The sequence below is a fragment of the Psychrobacter sp. NPDC078929 genome (assembly GCF_050267985.1).
Lineage (GTDB): Bacteria > Pseudomonadota > Gammaproteobacteria > Pseudomonadales > Moraxellaceae > Psychrobacter.
Window position 1 is genome coordinate 206,626 of record NZ_JBNNFX010000002.1, and the last position, 18,427, is coordinate 225,052.

15 protein-coding genes are annotated in these 18,427 nt (G+C 43.7%); 5 read left to right on the forward strand and 10 right to left on the reverse strand.

The window, feature by feature from the left end; all coding sequences use genetic code 11:
- Positions 1-141 precede the first annotated feature (141 nt).
- The gene (locus ACQKCG_RS02085) at positions 142-1,188 is read right to left on the reverse strand and encodes a polysaccharide biosynthesis/export family protein (protein WP_227678825.1); all 1,047 of its coding nucleotides are present in this window, start codon (positions 1,186-1,188) and stop codon (positions 142-144) included.
- 628 nt (positions 1,189-1,816) lie between these two features.
- Here ACQKCG_RS02085 and rluB point away from each other — a divergent pair.
- Positions 1,817-2,743 carry a 23S rRNA pseudouridine(2605) synthase RluB gene (gene rluB, locus ACQKCG_RS02090; RefSeq protein ID WP_101206234.1) on the forward strand — a complete coding sequence of 309 codons (927 nt, stop codon included), beginning with the start codon at positions 1,817-1,819 and terminating at the stop codon, positions 2,741-2,743.
- A gap of 155 nt (positions 2,744-2,898) precedes the next feature.
- Here rluB and ACQKCG_RS02095 read toward each other — a convergent pair whose 3' ends face one another.
- From ACQKCG_RS02095 to ACQKCG_RS02105, 3 genes are all read right to left on the reverse strand, one after another.
- Positions 2,899-3,450: a hypothetical protein gene (locus tag ACQKCG_RS02095; RefSeq protein WP_201555925.1), complete on the reverse strand. Its 552-nt coding sequence runs from the start codon at positions 3,448-3,450 to the stop codon at positions 2,899-2,901.
- 40 nt (positions 3,451-3,490) lie between these two features.
- Positions 3,491-4,165, reverse strand: a complete 675-nt coding sequence (locus tag ACQKCG_RS02100) for a hypothetical protein (protein WP_201555926.1) — start codon at positions 4,163-4,165, stop codon at positions 3,491-3,493.
- A gap of 175 nt (positions 4,166-4,340) precedes the next feature.
- Positions 4,341-5,069 (reverse strand): hypothetical protein, encoded by a 729-nt coding sequence (locus tag ACQKCG_RS02105; protein ID WP_201555993.1) that lies wholly within the window; start codon positions 5,067-5,069, stop codon positions 4,341-4,343.
- A gap of 166 nt (positions 5,070-5,235) precedes the next feature.
- Here ACQKCG_RS02105 and ACQKCG_RS02110 point away from each other — a divergent pair, with 166 nt between their 5' ends.
- Positions 5,236-5,838 (forward strand): LysE/ArgO family amino acid transporter, encoded by a 603-nt coding sequence (locus ACQKCG_RS02110; protein ID WP_101206238.1) that lies wholly within the window; start codon positions 5,236-5,238, stop codon positions 5,836-5,838.
- Positions 5,839-5,987: 149 nt separating this feature from the next.
- Here the strand turns inward: ACQKCG_RS02110 and ACQKCG_RS02115 are convergent, their stop codons facing one another.
- From ACQKCG_RS02115 to ACQKCG_RS02125, 3 genes are all read right to left on the reverse strand, one after another.
- Positions 5,988-6,629 (reverse strand): MarC family protein, encoded by a 642-nt coding sequence (locus ACQKCG_RS02115; RefSeq protein ID WP_082624565.1) that lies wholly within the window; start codon positions 6,627-6,629, stop codon positions 5,988-5,990.
- A gap of 302 nt (positions 6,630-6,931) precedes the next feature.
- Positions 6,932-7,792, reverse strand: a complete 861-nt coding sequence (nadC, locus tag ACQKCG_RS02120; protein WP_201555927.1) for a carboxylating nicotinate-nucleotide diphosphorylase — start codon at positions 7,790-7,792, stop codon at positions 6,932-6,934.
- Positions 7,793-7,952: 160 nt separating this feature from the next.
- Positions 7,953-8,984: an NUDIX hydrolase gene (locus ACQKCG_RS02125; protein ID WP_201555928.1), complete on the reverse strand. Its 1,032-nt coding sequence runs from the start codon at positions 8,982-8,984 to the stop codon at positions 7,953-7,955.
- A 360-nt stretch (positions 8,985-9,344) separates the two neighbouring features.
- On the opposite strand from ACQKCG_RS02125, the gene nadA reads away from it, so the two are divergent.
- The 3 genes from nadA (at position 9,345) to ACQKCG_RS02140 (ending at position 13,480) form a co-directional block, all read left to right on the forward strand.
- A complete protein-coding gene (gene nadA / locus ACQKCG_RS02130; RefSeq protein ID WP_057758969.1) occupies positions 9,345-10,484 on the forward strand; it encodes a quinolinate synthase NadA in 1,140 nt (379 codons plus the stop codon).
- 70 nt (positions 10,485-10,554) lie between these two features.
- Positions 10,555-12,465: an L-aspartate oxidase gene (gene nadB, locus ACQKCG_RS02135; RefSeq protein ID WP_201555929.1), complete on the forward strand. Its 1,911-nt coding sequence runs from the start codon at positions 10,555-10,557 to the stop codon at positions 12,463-12,465.
- Positions 12,466-12,586: 121 nt separating this feature from the next.
- A complete protein-coding gene (locus ACQKCG_RS02140; protein WP_201555931.1) occupies positions 12,587-13,480 on the forward strand; it encodes a phosphatidate cytidylyltransferase in 894 nt (297 codons plus the stop codon).
- Positions 13,481-13,506: 26 nt separating this feature from the next.
- On the opposite strand, the gene ACQKCG_RS02145 is transcribed toward ACQKCG_RS02140, so the two are convergent.
- From ACQKCG_RS02145 to ACQKCG_RS02155, 3 genes are read right to left on the reverse strand one after another with little or no spacing between them, the layout of a single operon-like run.
- Positions 13,507-14,334 (reverse strand): SDR family NAD(P)-dependent oxidoreductase, encoded by an 828-nt coding sequence (locus ACQKCG_RS02145; RefSeq protein WP_201555933.1) that lies wholly within the window; start codon positions 14,332-14,334, stop codon positions 13,507-13,509.
- On the reverse strand, positions 14,331-15,521 hold the full coding sequence (locus tag ACQKCG_RS02150; RefSeq protein ID WP_201555935.1) for a patatin-like phospholipase family protein: 1,191 nt from the start codon (positions 15,519-15,521) through the stop codon (positions 14,331-14,333). The genes ACQKCG_RS02145 and ACQKCG_RS02150 overlap by 4 nt, the downstream gene beginning before the upstream one ends.
- Complete coding sequence (locus tag ACQKCG_RS02155; RefSeq protein ID WP_201555937.1) at positions 15,522-18,233, reverse strand: alpha/beta fold hydrolase; 2,712 nt, start codon at positions 18,231-18,233, stop codon at positions 15,522-15,524.
- Positions 18,234-18,427 lie beyond the last annotated feature (194 nt).

Consider the following 18,427-nt stretch of genomic DNA (forward strand, 5'->3'; position numbering starts at 1 on the left):
CCCTAACTGCCCTTGACTGCAGTTAGATTGCTCTCTGCCTCATCGCACCTTATAAAATCTATCACTCTACTTTCTATTCTTATCTCACTTAATCTCAGTATTGAAATTCAAAGCACATCCAGTATTTTCACTAGCTATTATTTATAACCCTGATATCACGTTGATGGCAGAGGTTGACGGTAGTATCGCGCTAATCACACGATTCCAGCGAGCCAAGCCTGTTGGATCTACATAAAGAATGTCATTGGCTTGCATGTCAAAGCGACTGGCTAATGCTAAGCTTGTGATGCTCTGCATGTCGACGTAATAGATATTGGTGTACTGGTACTGAGGGTTGTCGCGCACGATATATACTTTGGCTGCGTTAGCCGTATTGGAATTTAGTCCATTTGACTCGCCCAATACATGCGCTAAGCTCAGCCCCTGTTCTGGAATCGCAACTGGCTCAATTTTGCCAAATTCACCCAATACGTAGACCTTATTGCGGCTTTGGCTATTGACGTGAATAGAGTCACCATTCCGCAGATAGATTTGATTGGCAGACAGTCCCATTTTATGTAGTGACTGCACTCCTAAGCGATAGCTGTTGCCCTGACGATTTAGCACAATGTTATTTGAATCGCCTGTCTCAGTGGTACCACCTGCCATAGAGATAGCCCCATATACCGACACTGGCACATCAGCAATAGCAAACTCACCAGACTGCTTCACCGCACCATCTACGAAAAACTTGCTGCCACGGTAATTGATGATTTTGACTTGAGGATCTGAGTACTTGAGATAACGTTGTAACTTGCTTTGCAACGTAGCGGTGAACTGCGGCACGCTCAGCCCACTGGCTTGAACTCTACCTATTAATGGAAACTGTATATACCCTTGTTGATCTACCGTTAAGCTAGCAGTTGACGCATTAATATCTGGATAATTGGTAAGGATGATATTCAGCACATCCCCTTTCGCAATGCCGTAATTGACTCGTCCAGAAGTTTTGATCAAATGAGAGAGATCTTGCGTAATAATAGGCGGCACTGTACGCGGTAAAGTTGCCAGACTTAAAGGCTGAATATGAAATTGAAGACCGTTTTCTGCGGTAAAGGTGCCAGATTCAGGAAGATTTCCTGACTGAAGTCCTGAGTTGATCGTACAGCCACTAAACAACCCCATTAGAAATAAGCAAAATATGCTCATTACCAAGAAGCGTCTGTGTACAAAAATGAAATATTTATTAACCATAACAGTTACTCATATTTATATTTGTGAATCAAACCAGGAAACCTCACCACAGCATTTATATTCGTAAAAAAGAATATATTTAATAAATATACACCTAAACTATATTCAGTGCAATACATATAACTTGCCATAAAATAATTAAGTGACTATTTTGCAATTTCTCATCAAGCCCTTTATTTTCGGCTAATTGCAAAAATTTATATCGACTTTTAGATTGTTGAGCGATAAAAAAATGCAAGTGAAAACAGCTTCGTCATAAATAAAATTTTTATTTTTAATTTGAAAAACTTTAACTTAATAAAGGATTGTTTCGATTGCATTTATGATTGGAAATAACCTTTTAGTGCCGAAATAGTGTAAGTGTTTGTATCTACGTATTCATTTATACCACCAGTCACTGAGAGTCTTCGAGTCTATATTTCGTATATGACTAATAAACTTTTATTGATTAGCACAATGTTTGCTTATGCATTAATAATCAGTAAGCTATTGGTTTACGTGCTAAATTTGTTAAAATAGCGTAGAATAGTCAATCCAATTTTTTACATTGAGAAATGTAACCCACCGACTCAAGGATATTATGATGAAAGACGAAAAATTACAGAAAGCACTCGCCCGTATGGGACTTGGTTCACGCCGTCAAATGGAAGAAGTCATCAAATCTGGCCGCGTAACGGTTAATAACGGTCCTGCGACCATTGGTGATCGCGTCTCGCAAGGTGATGAGATTCGCGTTGATGGCCGTCAAATCAAATACACTTCTGAAAATGAGAAGCGTCGCCGTGTTATCGCTTACTACAAGCCTGAAGGCGAAGTTTGCTCTGCTAAAGATCCAGAAGGCCGCCCAACTGTCTTCGAACGTTTGCCAAAGCTGACTCATGACCGCTGGGTAATGGTTGGACGTTTGGACATCAACTCAACTGGCCTATTGTTATTTACTAATGATGGCGAAATGGCGCATCGCTTGATGCATCCATCTGGTGAAGTTACTCGTGAATATGCGGTACGTGTATTGGGTGAAGTAACGCCTGATATCGCTCGTGCATTGACCGCTGGTGTCATGCTAGAAGATGGCCTTGCAAAATTTGAAGACATCAAAGAAGGCGGCGGCGAAGGCGTCAACAAGTGGTATCACGTCCAGCTAAAAGAAGGCCGTAACCGCGAAGTACGTCGCTTATTTGAGTCACAAGGTTTAAAAGTTAGTCGTCTACTACGTACACGCTATGGCACGATTGTTCTACCAAAAGAGCTACGTACTGGTCGTTTCTTAGAGCTTGATAAAAAAGAAATTAATACGTTGACGGATTTGGTCAGCTTGCGTCCACGTTATGGCACGGGTCTACATGGCGCAGCTAAAGAAAAGCAAGAACGTATCAGAAACAAGCCGCTTAAAGCGCGTCGCACTGACACCCGTAGCGATAACCGCAACAGCAGCGCGAAACCTAAAAGTAGTGCTAGCCCTGCTAGCCGCGGTACACGTAACACCCGTGATCGCAATGATAAGCGCTAGTTGATTTTGTTTAACATTATTCTAAGTCTTAAATAGATTTGGGATAAACATAAAAAAGCGGTCAATGATGAATAGTCATTGACCGCTTTTTTTGTGTCTTTTTACAGGTGTCACAGTTTACAGGCGTCACAGTCGCTTAGTATAAAAATAACGGCTCAGCTATCGTGGCTATTAATATAGTGCTTCATGACTCGCAGCTCTTGTAGCTGTTCCTCGTCCATTTGTGCCAGTAATCTATCCAAACGCTGTTCGATATTATCTAAAACACTCTGCAATAACTCACTAGCTTCCAATCTCTTTTCGTTATTTCTATTCTTGGCATTTATATCCGTTAATTGGTAATGAGTAGCCAGCATCTCGGGTAACCGTGTTTGCAACATTTTATTCAACACAAATTGTGCTTCTGTTATCGCCGGTGTCTTATGTTGAGTTTGTAGGGCTGCTTGATAAGCGTGATAGCTGCTTACTTTTTCATCGATACGTTTTAACTGGCGCAATTTCTGCTCAGACAACGTTTTTAAGTGCTGTTTATTTAACGTTAACTGCTGCCAATTTAATGTGGCTAATGACAAGGGTACATCGTAATCCTGATACGTGAGTACACCAGGTGAGATACCGACGGCTTTATGAAAAGCTTGCCAGCCTTTTCTACCTAGATAAAAGGTAGTGACGGTCGTTACAATACCGATGCCTATTAAAATACTCATATACGCTTGCTCTTTACCCTTTTACCATTCAACTTTGTATTTATAGCTTAATGTCTTCAGCACTCACATTTTCACCAGTTGGGCTTTCAATCGCTTGGATATTTACATCACTGCTAGCATTACTACTGGCATTGCTATCGGGCTTTAGAATATCTGTATTGCTAGCAGGACTGTCAAAACGTTTTTGGAGATAGCGATTGGTCGCGAGTAGCTTTTGACCGTCTTGATGATATGACGCGTTGAGCAGGTCATCGAACTGTGTGTTAATTGTCTTAAGCACGTCTAACAAGGCTTCTTTGCCCGTGACATTAGAATGTTTAATTTTGGTAGTATCAGCAAGTGCACTATCCGTCACATCTAAATCATGTAAGCGGCGATAGTCAGCGACGGCTTGTGGCACATGCCTATCCATTAAGTTTTGAATCATAATATAAATTTCGTTGACAGTATCTTTGTCATCAATCTTGCCATCATTATTGGTATCGCCATACATGACACGCAGCTTCTCACCCTTTGTATTAATTTGATCAAGAGCAGTCTTAACGTCGACGGGTAGGCTTTTTTCAGGTATATAACCCAGTTGCGGCATTGCCTTATATTCGAGCATTTTGGGTGCTGTGACTTTTTTAATGCCACGATAACCTAGATATAACCCAGCCGCTGGCAACAGCCCATACAAAACAAACATTACGAACATCGCAGTCATTTGGGTCATTATATTGTCCTTATTACTTATCAGAATGTCGTGGCTGATTTTTTGTGGTTGTTATTATTAAACAAAAAAATAAGGCTCTATTAAAGCCCTATATTGTTATGCACTAGGTCGATTGTGTTTTTTGATAATACTTAACCTTTGCAAATGTACGAGAGAAAGTGTCATCAGAGAAAATTTAACTTTGCGTACGGCTCTTAACATAACGATGGGTTGAGGCAAGGCGGTTCAAAACTGTCTGATGCAATTCATCCAATAATTCGTCAAGCTCATAATCAATCTCTAAAAACAAATCTGTCAGCATATCACCAGCAGTCATCTTGCCCTGCACCATATTGTTTTTGGTGCGATGCGGACTAAAGCGTTGTAGCTGCTCATAATGATGTAATGCTTCAGGGATACTTTCGGACACCAGTTTATCGATGACGAACTGACGCTCATTATGTTGCTGCTGTTGCTGTTCGTTCAGCTCACTACTCCACTCACGGTAACGCTTTAGCTTACCGTTGATACGGTCTAGTATCGCAACGGCTTCAATAGGCATGGCATTTAGGGTGGCCTCATCGACCACATCAACAAGCTCAGTCATAATCGGACAACGTCCATGTTTGAGATACCACAAAGTATCTGGGTCAAAAGGCGGTCTATTGGTTGGGCGCATTTGAGCACGATTACTCAGATAGCGATCGGTCAAAGGTGTGGATGATTGGCTATCACTGACTTGTGCCAACGCATCACATATACGGTTTACACGTTCAGGTGGAGTCAGTATAGAACGCTCTTGTACTGCGTGATTGCTATCATTATCGGCAGCAGCATCCTGTTCATGATTGACACTCATCTCCTGAGCATTCTTTGCTGCCAATGTCGGTAGGTCATCTTGAGCTTGCCCAAATGACTGTAGCATTCTTGTCAAACTGACTACCATGACTTGCTCTGCCCCTCGTCTATTACACTCACATTGTGCGCATATTGCATACATTCATTCAATAGCGTATCTTAGCAGGTTTTTGCTGGCCTGCCAGTAAGCAAAATGTCACCATTCCTACACGCCAACCGTTAAGCACCGTATTATGAATGCTCCCGATTATATTTCTGGTTTCCTACTTGGGCTATCTCTCATCATTGCTATTGGTTCCCAAAACGCTTTTGTACTCAAACAAGGCCTCAAACGCGAGCACATATTTTTTGTTTGCTTGTTTTGTGCGGTGAGCGATGCATTTTTAATATCAGCAGGCGTTGGTGGTTTTGGTGCAGTTACAGCTCGCTATCCTCACGTTATAGATATCGCAAAAATAGCAGGCGTTATATTTTTATTAGGATATGGCTTACAGAGTTTGTATGCCAGCGTACGCGTGTCACACGCTTTGACTGTTGAAGGACAAGTCGTCACTAGCTTAAAAAAAGCCTTGTTACTATGCTTTGGCTTTACTTGGTTAAACCCGCACGTCTATCTAGACACATTGGTACTCGTCGGCATGGTCTCTACGGGTGCAAGCAGTAAATTGACGTTTGCCGCAGGTGCAATTAGCGCTTCGTTCTTTTTCTTCTTTGCACTTGGGTATGGTGCGCGATTACTCAGGCCTCTATTTGAGAAGCCTAAAGCATGGAACATACTGGACGCTTTGGTAGGGTTGCTAATGCTCTATCTGGCTTGGCATTTGTATCAAAGCTGATAGAGGTATAACTGAGAAATGATAGATAAGCTGAGTGTTGAATAAACTGAATATTAAGTAAACGACGTATTGGATAATACTGAATGACGTCGATATCCGCTAACCACTGTATAAATATATATGGTTAGCGGTAATATTGTATTGATCGTTTACATCAAGCTAGGAAAGAGCGTACGCAGTCCATTAACGATAATCTCGATAGAAACGGCGGCCAATAGCATCCCCATGATTCGGCTCATGATGTTCAAGCCAGTATCACCTAGTAAGCGACTGATACGACCTGCCGCCATCAATGCTAAGTAGCAAAACAGACTGATAAATAAGCCAGCAATCAAAATGGCAGATACCTGCAAAATACCTGATACTTGTGAAGAATAAATAATAACCGTGGAGATACCACCAGGCCCAATCATCATCGGAATCGCGAGGGGAACCACAGCAGCTGCCATTGAAACTGGCGCATCTTTCACATGATCAACATCAAAATTCTCTTGATCAGGTTTAACCGGGTTACCCTCCCCATTCATCATATTTAGCGCAATTAAAAACACCAATATACCGCCTGCCAATTGGAACGAGCCGATAGAAATACCAAGGGTTTTTAGTAGCGTCTCACCTGCAATCGTAAAAAAGCTGATGGTGATAAAAATAGTCAGACAAGCAACGCGCGCGACCTTACGTCGATTGTTCATCGAATAGCCGCGAGTCAAATCTAAAAATAACGTCAATGCGCTAAATGGATTGATCAATACCATAAAGGCTAGGATTATCTTGATAATTTCAGTATTCACTGAGCGCTCGCTTGTCTATTGATACCGCTTGTGCAAAAAGATAAGGTCATCGTGCGAGTGCAACGATGACCCAATAGGCAACTAAAAATAGCATTGTAGCATAGGCAGATAAGCTAATAAAATCATTAACTTTGCGCCGTTACGCCTACATGTCACCTTAGTAAAGCTTCAGTGTAAAAACAAGCATTTAACCGATTATCAGTACAAGCTGTCAGTATAAATTGCCATTCTATTAACTCGGTGATAGTCCTTTCGCTAAAATCTAGCGTATATAATGATATTAGCCTTTATTACGCCTGCACTTATGCACTAAAATCTAGCCCAATATCCAAGGCTGTCGTACTGTGCGTCAAATAGCCCATCGCGATAAAATCAACCCCTGTACTTGCCGCCGCTTGTACCGTTTCAGGCGTAATACCACCTGAGGCTTCAGTCTTTGCTCGACCCTGACACATAGTAACCGCTTGCGATAATGTTTCAGGCGACATGTTGTCTAATAGCACTAAACTCACACCTGCATCGAGCGCTTGCTCTAATTGCTCTAGTGTATCGACTTCGACCTCAATAGGAATCAGATGCCCAGCAAATTTCTGGGCTTGCTGAATGGCCGTTTTGATGTCACCCGCAATCGCGATATGATTGTCTTTGATTAAAATCGCATCATCCAATCCCAAGCGATGATTGCGTCCGCCGCCGCAGCGTACGGCGTATTTTTGTACAATACGTAAGCCTGGAATGGTCTTGCGTGTACAAGTAATTTGCGCAGGATATTGCGCCACACTATCGACAATCTGACGGGTCGCTGTCGCAATACCACTGAGATGGGTCATAAAGTTCAGTGCCGTGCGTTCTGCTGTCAATAAGTGACGCGCGTTACCTTTTACGGTCGCTAACACTGCACCAGCCTCTACTGTTTCGCCATCCTGTACTTGTGCAATAAACTCAATTTGTGCATCGACTAAGGCAAAAGACAAACGTGCTAAGTCTATACCGCATATCACACCTGCTTGCCGCGCCTTGATCTGTAGCTGCGCTTGCATATCGGCTGGGATAGTAGCTTGTGACGTTACATCACCACGCCTACCCAAGTCTTCAGTTAGTGCATTCTCAACCAATGGTTTAAGCAATACGTCATCCAATGCTGGCTCTTGTTCAATTGTCATCTTTGACCCTTATCTAGGCATGATATTGATAGAAACTGCTCGTCATTTAAACTCAAAATGAGCATAAATATAGCGTAAAGTTAGCGACCCTGCAAGGAAAGGTGACAAATTTTTCGTGATACAAACTGATTTAGAGATACAACGGACTGGCTTGAAATGACTATTTGCGCTTAGGAAGTTTGCTGTCCATCAATAAACTCTGTAATTCAATATCATGGCGGAAGCGATATAACTTGGCAGGACGACCGCGCTGAGCAGTACTACTCTCTCCTGTCTCCATTACCAAGTTTTGTGAATCAAGCAATCGACGAAAGTTTTGCTTGTGCAAACGCACTCCTGATAACGCCTCAACACTCTGCTGCAACTGCGATAAGGTAAAGACGTCTGGCATCAGCCCAAAAATAAGCGGTCTATATTCAATTTTCGCGCGCAGTCTTGAGATAGCAGTAGCAATCACGCGACGGTGATCATAATACATGGGTACACCTATGCGTTGTGACCAGTCCTCTGGCAAGGTAACAGCTTGATAGTTAGGCGGATAATTAGGGGCTTCAGGGATTAAACCTGCTTCATAAAGCATTTCATAACGTAGTAGTACATGCTCTGCAATCCATTCTCTACTTTCATTATCGTGTTCGTTGACGGATTGACTGTTAGTGAGTTTACCACTTGCTAAAAACGCTTCGTTTAGTCCCCAACATAAGCCAATACGCTGACGCCTGCGCTGTTGGACAATCGAGTCGTTGGCAGTATTGGCCCATTCGAGTAGCGCAGGCACGATAAAGTCCATAATAATACTAGGCATACCGTCCAAATGATTTTCCCATGGGAAATAGTCGTACCAATCTCGCCAGAGTGCTTTGCTTTGGAGTGCCTGCGTTTGCGTCTCTTGCACCAAACCTAAATAACTCACATACACCAACGCATGACCGTCGATGTTACGTCTATTGGTATCGACAAAGGTATATAACTGCTCCAAGTATCCGAGCGGTTGTTGTGTTTGCTCCTCTACCCACTGACGTACGCCCGCTTGCAACGAGCGATGTAGCGGCATAAGCGGCCCATTTGGCAACAGCTTGCCTTGGTCAACGGTTAGAACGCGCGCGATATGATCGGTGATAGCGACCAATACGGCGACCACTTCTGTCGTGCCGCTACCTTGCTGGTGCGCATGTGAATAAGACAACGTCATGGCTTTGGGAATTATCCTTTTTCTCTGAAATGTGAAAGGCTACTGGGGTTAATAGCTATGGTATGACTTAGTATAGCTCGAATCTAAAACTATCATAGTCTGTGGTTGTAAGTATGAAAAATCAATGGCGATAAATAGTCATAAGAGGCATGAATTAGCATCATTTCTAAGCTTAGTACGGCTTAACTGCACGTCATTTCGGGCACTAAAAACCAATCTTTTGACTTATTGAGTATAAAAAACCACTTGTAATTATGCTCAAAATGAGCATAATTAAGACAACTTATAAATTTGTTATGTCCAATTACCCATTTTTTAGCACACACATTTATCGTTATCGCACCAACAAAGGCTGCCATTATGAAAAAATATCCTTACGACGCACCTATCATGAGTACGGACAATCGCATCGCCACTCAGATGAACATTGAATATGCCAAGGCTAAAATGCCAGCAGACTTGCCTCACGCTGAACGCATCGTGATTGAAGAAAATATCAAGAAGCTACTGAAAGAGAATAATGCCGTACTGGTAGCACACTACTATGTCGACCCTTTTATCCAAGACTTGGCATTTGCAACCGGTGGCTGCGTCGGTGACTCACTTGAAATGGCTCGGTTTGGACAAGCTCATAGCGCCCAAACATTGGTTGTCGCTGGTGTGCGCTTTATGGGTGAATCAGCAAAAATATTAAGCATGGAAAAGACTGTCCTCATGCCAGATTTGGAAGCCGAATGTTCGCTTGATTTGGGCTGTCCTGCTGATGAGTTTTCAGCATTTTGTGATGCTCATCCTGAACGTACTGTCGTCGTCTACGCCAATACCAGCGCCGCGGTAAAAGCGAGAGCTGATTGGGTGGTCACCTCATCTGTCGGTATCGACATCGTTCGTCACTTACATGCCCAAGGCGAGCCTATTATTTGGGGGCCTGATCGCCATTTGGGCAAATACATCGCTCGTGAGACTGGCGCCGATATGCTGCTGTGGCAAGGGTCTTGCCTCGTGCATAACGAATTTAAAGCTACTGAGTTAATGCAATTAAAAGAGAAACATCCAGAGGCCAAAGTCTTGGTGCATCCTGAGTCACCTGATAGCGTGGTAGCACTCGCTGATGTGGTCGGCTCGACTAGCAAGCTTTTGCAATCAACGTATGAGATGGATGCTGATACCTTTATCGTCGCTACTGATTTGGGCATATTGCACGAGATGCAAAAACGCTCGCCAAACAAGCGCTTTTTGGCCGCACCAACTGCTGGTGAGAGTGCAAGCTGTAAGAGCTGTGCGTTTTGTCCTTGGATGGCAATGAACGGTCTAAAAGGTATTGAGCAGTGCTTAACCAATCAAAGCGGTGAAGTACTAATGACACCTGAGTTAGCGACTGCAGCAAAAAAACCATTACAACGGATGCTCGATTTTGCTGAAGCACAAAAGCAACGCGTAGCCGCCAGTGGCGACATTGTAAAAGACCGTGCGCTGTTCGCTAACGTTGGGGCAGCCTAGCATGAGTCAGTCGCATTCAGTTGATTGTTCCAACACCACTCGCTATAAAAATAGTAGGAGCAGCAGTGATATGAGTAATATTATAAAAACTGATGTTCTTATTATTGGGGCTGGTCTGGCAGGTTTGAGCACCGCGCTATCTCTGCCAAAATCGCTGAATATCACTGTTTTAAGCAAAGCCGCGCTTGAGGTGTGTTCAAGTCACTACGCTCAAGGTGGTATCGCAGCCAGCTTAGACAAGGCAGACTCTGTGACTGATCATATCGCTGATACCTTAATTGCTGGTGCAGGGTTGTGTGCGACGGACAATACTGCTCGTATCTTGGGTGCTGGACAGCAAGCAGTGCAGTGGCTATGCGAACAAGGTGTGCCATTTACTCAAACTACTTTAACTAAAGAAAATGATAATACACCTGATTTTGCAGTCTTAAAAACCAGTGACTTACACTTGACCAAAGAAGGCGGTCATGGCTGTAGACGTGTGGCCCATGCGGATGATGCAACGGGTCGACACGTGATGGATGCCTTAACCACCAAAGTACAGACTGCGGCCCATATCACTATCTTGCCTTATCATGAAGCATTGGAATTACTAACTTCACCTATGATTAGCAGCTCCTCTTTTAGCATGAACGATAGCGAGATTAAACATTGCCGAGGGGCGCTGGTCTTTGATCATATCAATGAGCGCCAACTCACCATTTATAGTGCGGCTGTTGTACTCGCTAGTGGTGGCTTGGGCCAACTATTTAAGCGTGCCAGCGCACCTAACGTTTGTGTCGGTGATGGCGTTATCATGGCATGGCAGGCAGGTTGCCGCTTAGCAAATTTAGAATTTATTCAATTTCACCCAACGGGTCTGGCATTAGATGACAGCAGCTTTTTGATATCTGAAGCGTTACGCGGTGAAGGTGGGCGACTGTATTGCCCACAGACTGGTGCGCGCTTTATGTTAGACATTGATGAGCGCGCTGAATTGGCGCCACGCGATATCGTCGCTCGAGCAATAGCCAATCAGATTAGTAGTAACGGACTTGGCTATGTACATCTTGATGTCAGTCACTTGCCAGCCGCATTTATACAAGCGCATTTCCCACAGATTTATCAGACGCTGCTAGCACTCGGTATCGATATGACGACAGACCCTATTCCGGTCGCTCCGACTGCCCACTATAGTTGTGGCGGCGTGGTGACTGATGCCAATGGATTGACCGATATTGCAGGGCTGTATGCAGCAGGTGAAGTTGCTTATACAGGGCTGCACGGGGCCAACCGTTTAGCAAGCAATTCATTGTTGGAGTGTGTGGTGGTTGGTCGCAACATCGCCGCCAACTTACCTCATTATTTAACAAAATTGGAAAACTTAAAGAACTTAGAAGCTTTAGAGAAAACGGCTGAAACTTTAGAAAAAATGGCACAGCCACATACGACTGCCTCTTATGAACTGCATCAGTTGGCTGCCGATATTTGGCAATATCCGACATTAGAAAACACACAATTTGTTATCTTGCTATCTTCCAAGCAGTCATCACTCCCAATTTATAAGGTCGATAAGGCGTTTCATTCTGACGTAGATATTGCAGAGATAACTATAGCGTTGAAAGCTCTTTTGACAGCCAATATGGGCATCACACGTAGCGATGAAAAATTAGAGCAAGCATTGCGACAAATTGAGCAGTGGCAAGAGTCAATCGAACATACTGAGATCATGCTATCTGATACGAGTAGTAAAGCCCCTACTACTGACAGTGAGCTTGCCATTTTTCAATTGGTGAGGCAATTAGCGTTAGCAACGATGATTGTTCAATCGGCTTATCAGCGTTTTGAAAGTCGCGGTGGGCATTACCGTGAGGATTATCCTAACTTAGCTGAAACACCTTTTACCAGTATCATTTTGCCACGGAGAGACGCTACGCTTAACTCCTTTTCTCACAATATAGAAGACGAGCGTTATCCGATACCTGTTACTGACCATATTTAAGCGTACGACAGATAATAGCCAAACCAATCAAGGGCGATATCTAACACTATAGTTAAAGAGGCATTTAAGCTATCATTATGGATAGGCTTAAAATATTACCTCTTCTTTGAGTGTCCACGGTATGGCTTCTGATATTGTGTTTGTGATTGCCCTGATGATAATCGTCAGCTTGGCTTGGAGCGTGCTTGCCGTACCTCCTCTGCGAAAACGCTTGCCAAAAATCTACTTGATAGCCCGCTCGTGGTGGTTGATGCTCGCCGCGCTCTGCATTTGCTATGTGATTGCAAAAATAACAAACGATACGCAAGGTTCTCATTCGCAAGTATATCCCTATCAATGGCTGCTCATTTTATTCTTTATATTAATTGGTCTACGCGGCAGCTACGAGATTAAACGCCTATGGTGTTTACGCAGTAAAGCCGTACTCATTAATAAACTCCAAGCGCAAGGCTTACAGCCAAATACTTCCCTACTAGCGAAAACCTCTCTCAATCTGACTCAACACTATACGCGGCTCAATTCCTTAGATCTGCTACTGAGTGTTGCATTCATCTCACTCATCATTAGCCTTGTAGCCTTACAGCAATTGACCTGGCAACGCGAACAATATGGCGTTTTACTCTTCGTATTATTTGCCAGTCAGTTCAACGATATTGCCCAATATCTATGTGGAAGACTGCTTGGACGTAAGCTGTTTAAACGAGGTCTAGCGCCGACTATTAGCCCGAATAAAAGCATTGAAGGTGCTATCTTTGGCAGTTTAGTTGCGGCAATGTTGGCAGCAGTATTAGGTCTTTGGCTCACCCCTTTTGATTGGTGGATCTGTCTATTAGCTGCCTATGGCTTGGCTGTAAGCGGTATATTTGGAGACTTATTAGAATCAGCCTTTAAGCGCCAGCACGGGGTAAAAGACACTGGAACGATGCTCGCTGGTCATGGTGGGGTGTTAGATCGGATAGACAGTTTACTGATTGGAGTGCCAGCATTTACTCTACTCTACTGGTTATTTGGTTAAATACAATCAAAGCACAGATAGCAGAGTCATTTGGCTTTATCCAGTTTACTGCCCAATATCCAATTGAGCACAGGCTTAGGTAAATAATTTAAGGCACTCGTGATATAGCGCATTGAGCGTGGAAATATCGCTAGTTCTATATTATCGTCAATCGCTTGCATAATATGATCAACCGCTGCTTGCGTGCTCATGATAAATGGCTTATGGCTAGCATCGTCATCGTTTAAATCACGTAGTGCTTGAGTATTGATATAGCCTGAGGCAATACAGTTTACTTGGATGTTATAAGGTATAAGTGCTGCTCGATAAGCGCTAGCCGTAGCAATCATTGCACGCTTGCTTTTTGCATATAGACTGGCATAAGGATAATCTATCGTGCCTGCGATAGAGGCAATACAGATGAGGCTAGGTCTATCACCTTTAGTCATATCTAATGCCTGACATGACTGTTTTAACTGCTGCTTTAACTGACTGCTTGCCCATCTAAAAACTTGCTCAAACGCCTGTAAGTTAATCACTAGCATCTGGTCGCTATCTGCTTGATTTAAGTGATGGATACGCTCATTGGTGTAACTACCCGCACTATAGATCAGCCTTTGAAATGGAATACCTGACAAATTGTCTAATAACGTTTGCGTTTGATTTGGGTCAGTTAAGTCGCATACATAAATCACAATAGCAGGATGTAAGCTGTTGATATCGGCTATCTTTACTGCGCTACTTCCAACAACGCTTACTTGCCAGCCGAGCATCTGATGATGCAACGCCAAAGCTAAGCCAATGCCACTTGTACCACCAACGATAATGATATGCGGCGCATGGTTTTTAGTGATACCTTTTGCGAGGTTTTTCATAATTTATGCTGCTGTATATAGTCGACCGTACGCTGATAGCCATATTGCCATTGCGCCTGCATTTGCTGCACAAAACCGTCATAATCTCTGTGTATTAGCTCAACGGTCACTTGTTTTAGGTTAAAATGCTTTTGCACATTTTGCCCTCTCAGTTGCTGCTCGTTATCTGCAAATGGTAACCAATGTAGCTGACGGTTGTTGCTAGCCGCCGTATTAATGTGCGACGATACCTCCATCGGTTGATAACCGTGTACTGCTGCCAATCGCCTATTAGGATCAAAACCAAAAACACGCTGAATCGCGGGAGCAGCCAGCCATGGGTCATAACCTGCCTTAGTCTCTGCAAATACGCTGTTACCCAACTGACAGGCTAGCTCAATTGGTGTCAGATTAATCACACCTCCTAAACACCAGCCAAGCTCTGGGATATGTTTTGGCGGTAGATAGTACATGTCTGCCATAGAAGCGGGAATCACTGGGGCAAAGTCCCATTGCGTTTGAACCTTTACAGAAGGGTGTATGCGTCCGTTTGCAAATGTGTGCGCAGGCGATGTCATTTGCCCGTCGGCCAGACCTGATGCAGAACGCTCAAAGCGCGGCGGCGCAAATAACAACTCTTGCAGTGCGAGTTTTTCACTATACAAACCATCAGCAGGTGTTTGATACAGGCGGCTAGCAATGATAGCTATTTCTGGCGTTGCTTTATCAGTATTGCTAATATCATTATTACTAGTAGCAAACTGCGACAGCTCATCTAGCCAGTACTGCTCGTTATCGATACGAAACATCGCTAACTGCTGCAACTCATTTAACAGTCGCTCGTAGCTGTCTGCTTGACGTTGTCTTTGTCCATTATCCTTTTGCTTTGATAACCGCCAACGCTTAAGTGCATGGGTCATATAACGCAGCTTTAGACGTTTATTGGCTTCATCTGGCGCGACATGTCTGATGGCTGTGATGACGCGATACAACTCACGGCTGCACATCAACGCTTGCAAATCTTTAGGATCAGGCGCAAGTTGTACTAAGTAAGCAGACAAACTCCCACCGCAAGTACCAACGATAATGTCTGGCGTCAAATCATGCGCTGCTAGTGCTGCATAACTGCCCAAGTAGTAACCAAAACGTGAGCCTCCTCCTGAAAAAAGCTGAACACGTTCGTAAGGCTTAACCTGCTCATTGTTCATCTATTGCTCGTTATCAGCTGATGCAGTTTTAATCGCTAACGAGACAGTAAATATCCCAAAGCGATCGATACGCATCGTGACCTTTTTAAAGCCTGCACGCTCAACCAGTTGATCCATCTCCGCTTGCGAGCGACAGCGCATCACCCAACTACTGCCACGGTGATTGTTTAGTGTTTTACTGATAAACTCTTGCTCAGGGTGCCACGGTTGGTTGGTATAAATCAGATAACCGCCCGATTTTAAACTGTCATAAATACCCGCTAAGGCTGTCGCTGGTAGCGCGTTATCAGAGAACAATTCAAACAACCCTGAAGCAATAGCAAGATCTGATTTTTTAGTATCGGTGCTAGTGTCTTTCGTATGTGCATCAATATAACTAGTAGGATCAAAGGCGTCCTTTTTACTGGTCACGACTCGACTGCTCATGGCCAAACGCTCCGCCTTTGCTTGCAATGCTTGAATATTATGCATTTCATAATCACGCAGCTCAGCATACAAATCTGTAAACTCTGTCAGCAGATCAAATGCATAAAAACCATGTCCACTAGCGATATCTAACAGTTTTGGTTGGTATGGTTTATTACTACTTTGATTTTTGTCTTCAATGTCTGCAAGTGCTAAACGTGCCAACTCCAATATATGCTCACGGCGAATGCGAATACCTTGCCAGCCGATATTATTTAAATAAAACTTATCGACTGCCTGTCCGAATTTATTCTGACCGCTAGGCTTATTGTAATAGACATGATCCAGCGAATGGCCAGAATCAAATCCATGCTCCAGCCCTGTGGCAATCGCGTCGCTGACATGACCAAACTTCTGCATTGTAAAACGGGTAATTGCAAAGTTTGGATTGAATGGTTTAATCGCCAAACGATCCACTTTATCCTTACTGGCACTGTTTAAATGGGCGGTACTTAGATCAGGTGCCTGGACTGGTGTGCTAAATACCTGCTCAGCAAACTCAATACAGTCAGCGAATACATCGGTTTTATTGGTTTCATGAAAGATTGCATGGTAGCTGTCTGGATACAACTGCCAGCGTTTGATCGGTGTGTTAATCGCTTCATAAAATGTCCGCTCAGCCTGCTTATCGACCACATAATCCTTGCCCGCACACAAGACGAACGTCGGTACAGTGATAGCACCAGCATCATCGAGCAGACGCTGACCCGTTGCATGGGTATCAATGAGTAAATCAGTCGAGATACTGTTGGAGATTAATGGATCGGCATTGTAAGCCTGCTGTGCGTCTTTATCATGGGTCAGTACTTGTGCTTTAACGTAGCTGCTGACACGTGACATCAGACCTAGCGTACGCGCCACCTTCAATGACGGTATGGCAAAGGGCAAATACAAGCGAATACTGAGCGCAGGCGTGCCAAGTATCATCCCGCGAATATTTGGCGCATAATCGTGTACCCATGCTGCTGCCAATACCGCGCCGATACTGCTAGCGACAATCAATGTATCTTCAATAGCAATGCCTGTTTGCCCCATCACCAGTTGTACAAAACCTTCTAAATCTCGCTCAAGCTCGGTAACGCTCTCAGCATGGTCTTTGATACCCCCTGAGCGCCCATTACCGCGTGCATCCCAAGCAAACACTTGATAGCCAGCTGTTGCAAACTGCTCTCCTAGCTCTGCCAATCGTCCTGAATGCTCATGACCTCGGTGCAATAAGATAACTTGGCGCAACGGTTGGTTGGCTTGCTTGATAGCTGATTTTTTCATGTCTTCTAAAGGCGTCGTTAGCCAATAGCGATAATAAATAGCCGTGCCGTCGTAAGCGTTATAACAGCTTTCACCATTGATGATTTTAGATGCAGGCAAGTCAAAACCAACACTGGCCTGTTCTTCGAATTTTTGACTATCAACGGTTGTGGTTGGCATTTCTTTGAACTCCAATGGGCGAGCGTTATCAGTAGAAGTACTTGGTAAAACAACAGTAAGAAATAGTGAGTTGTTTGTTGACTCACCCAGTACGGATCGCAGCTGAGGTGGGTTATGCATCAAGTATAACTCTGTCATATAACGTAGTCGATTGAGACAGGTCTTTAGTAGCATTATCTCTGTTAATATAAATAATTGACTCATTCTGATAGCAGGTAAAGCCACCTGCCCTTTAATACTTACTGGCGCTTTGGCTCTAATGCCCATAAACGCACCAAGCATACCTAATAAGAAGGCACGATCGCTTTTGCCCAAAGGCCCTTGGTTAGCACGAACACCTAACATGGTATTACTAGTAACGCCCAACAGCTCGGTGCCAATACTAAGCGCGATCAGAGCAGTGATATGGTGCTGAGAAATTGATATGTTCGTTGGTAAGTTGGCTATTACCGTTTGCCGTTCTTTGTTATTGATATGAGGGGTCAGAATATGAGGCGCCAGACTCGCTAATAGAGCCGTATCGGCAACCATATCACCTACCTCGTTTAACACAGCTCCTAGCCTTGATGCCTGGCCATGTTCACGGGCCATCATGCCGTCGATAGCATTGAGTGCCATACGTACAAACAATGATGATGGTAATAAAAGCCACAGCCGCTGCTGTTCAGCCGCTGGTTTGGCAATGATATAGGCAGTACCGATACTTAATAAAACAGCGGATACTGTCACTTGATTAGCGGTAACATTTTGCTCAACCAGCGCATTACTTATCGGGCGTAGTTGATTTTGAAACTGAGTCTTGAGCTGATATAGCGACATGAGTCTAGCCAAATATTTTCAGTACTTTAATGTAGCAACAAAAGTTTGTAAGGTAAAGAATTACAAAGCGCTCAAAAACGTTCAAACATTTTGAAAAAGATATTTATTAACATCATTATAATCGTCCAGTTTTTCCAGTTTAGCCAACAATGAGCGATGATTTACAATGAATCTCAGTGGCTCATATCAATACT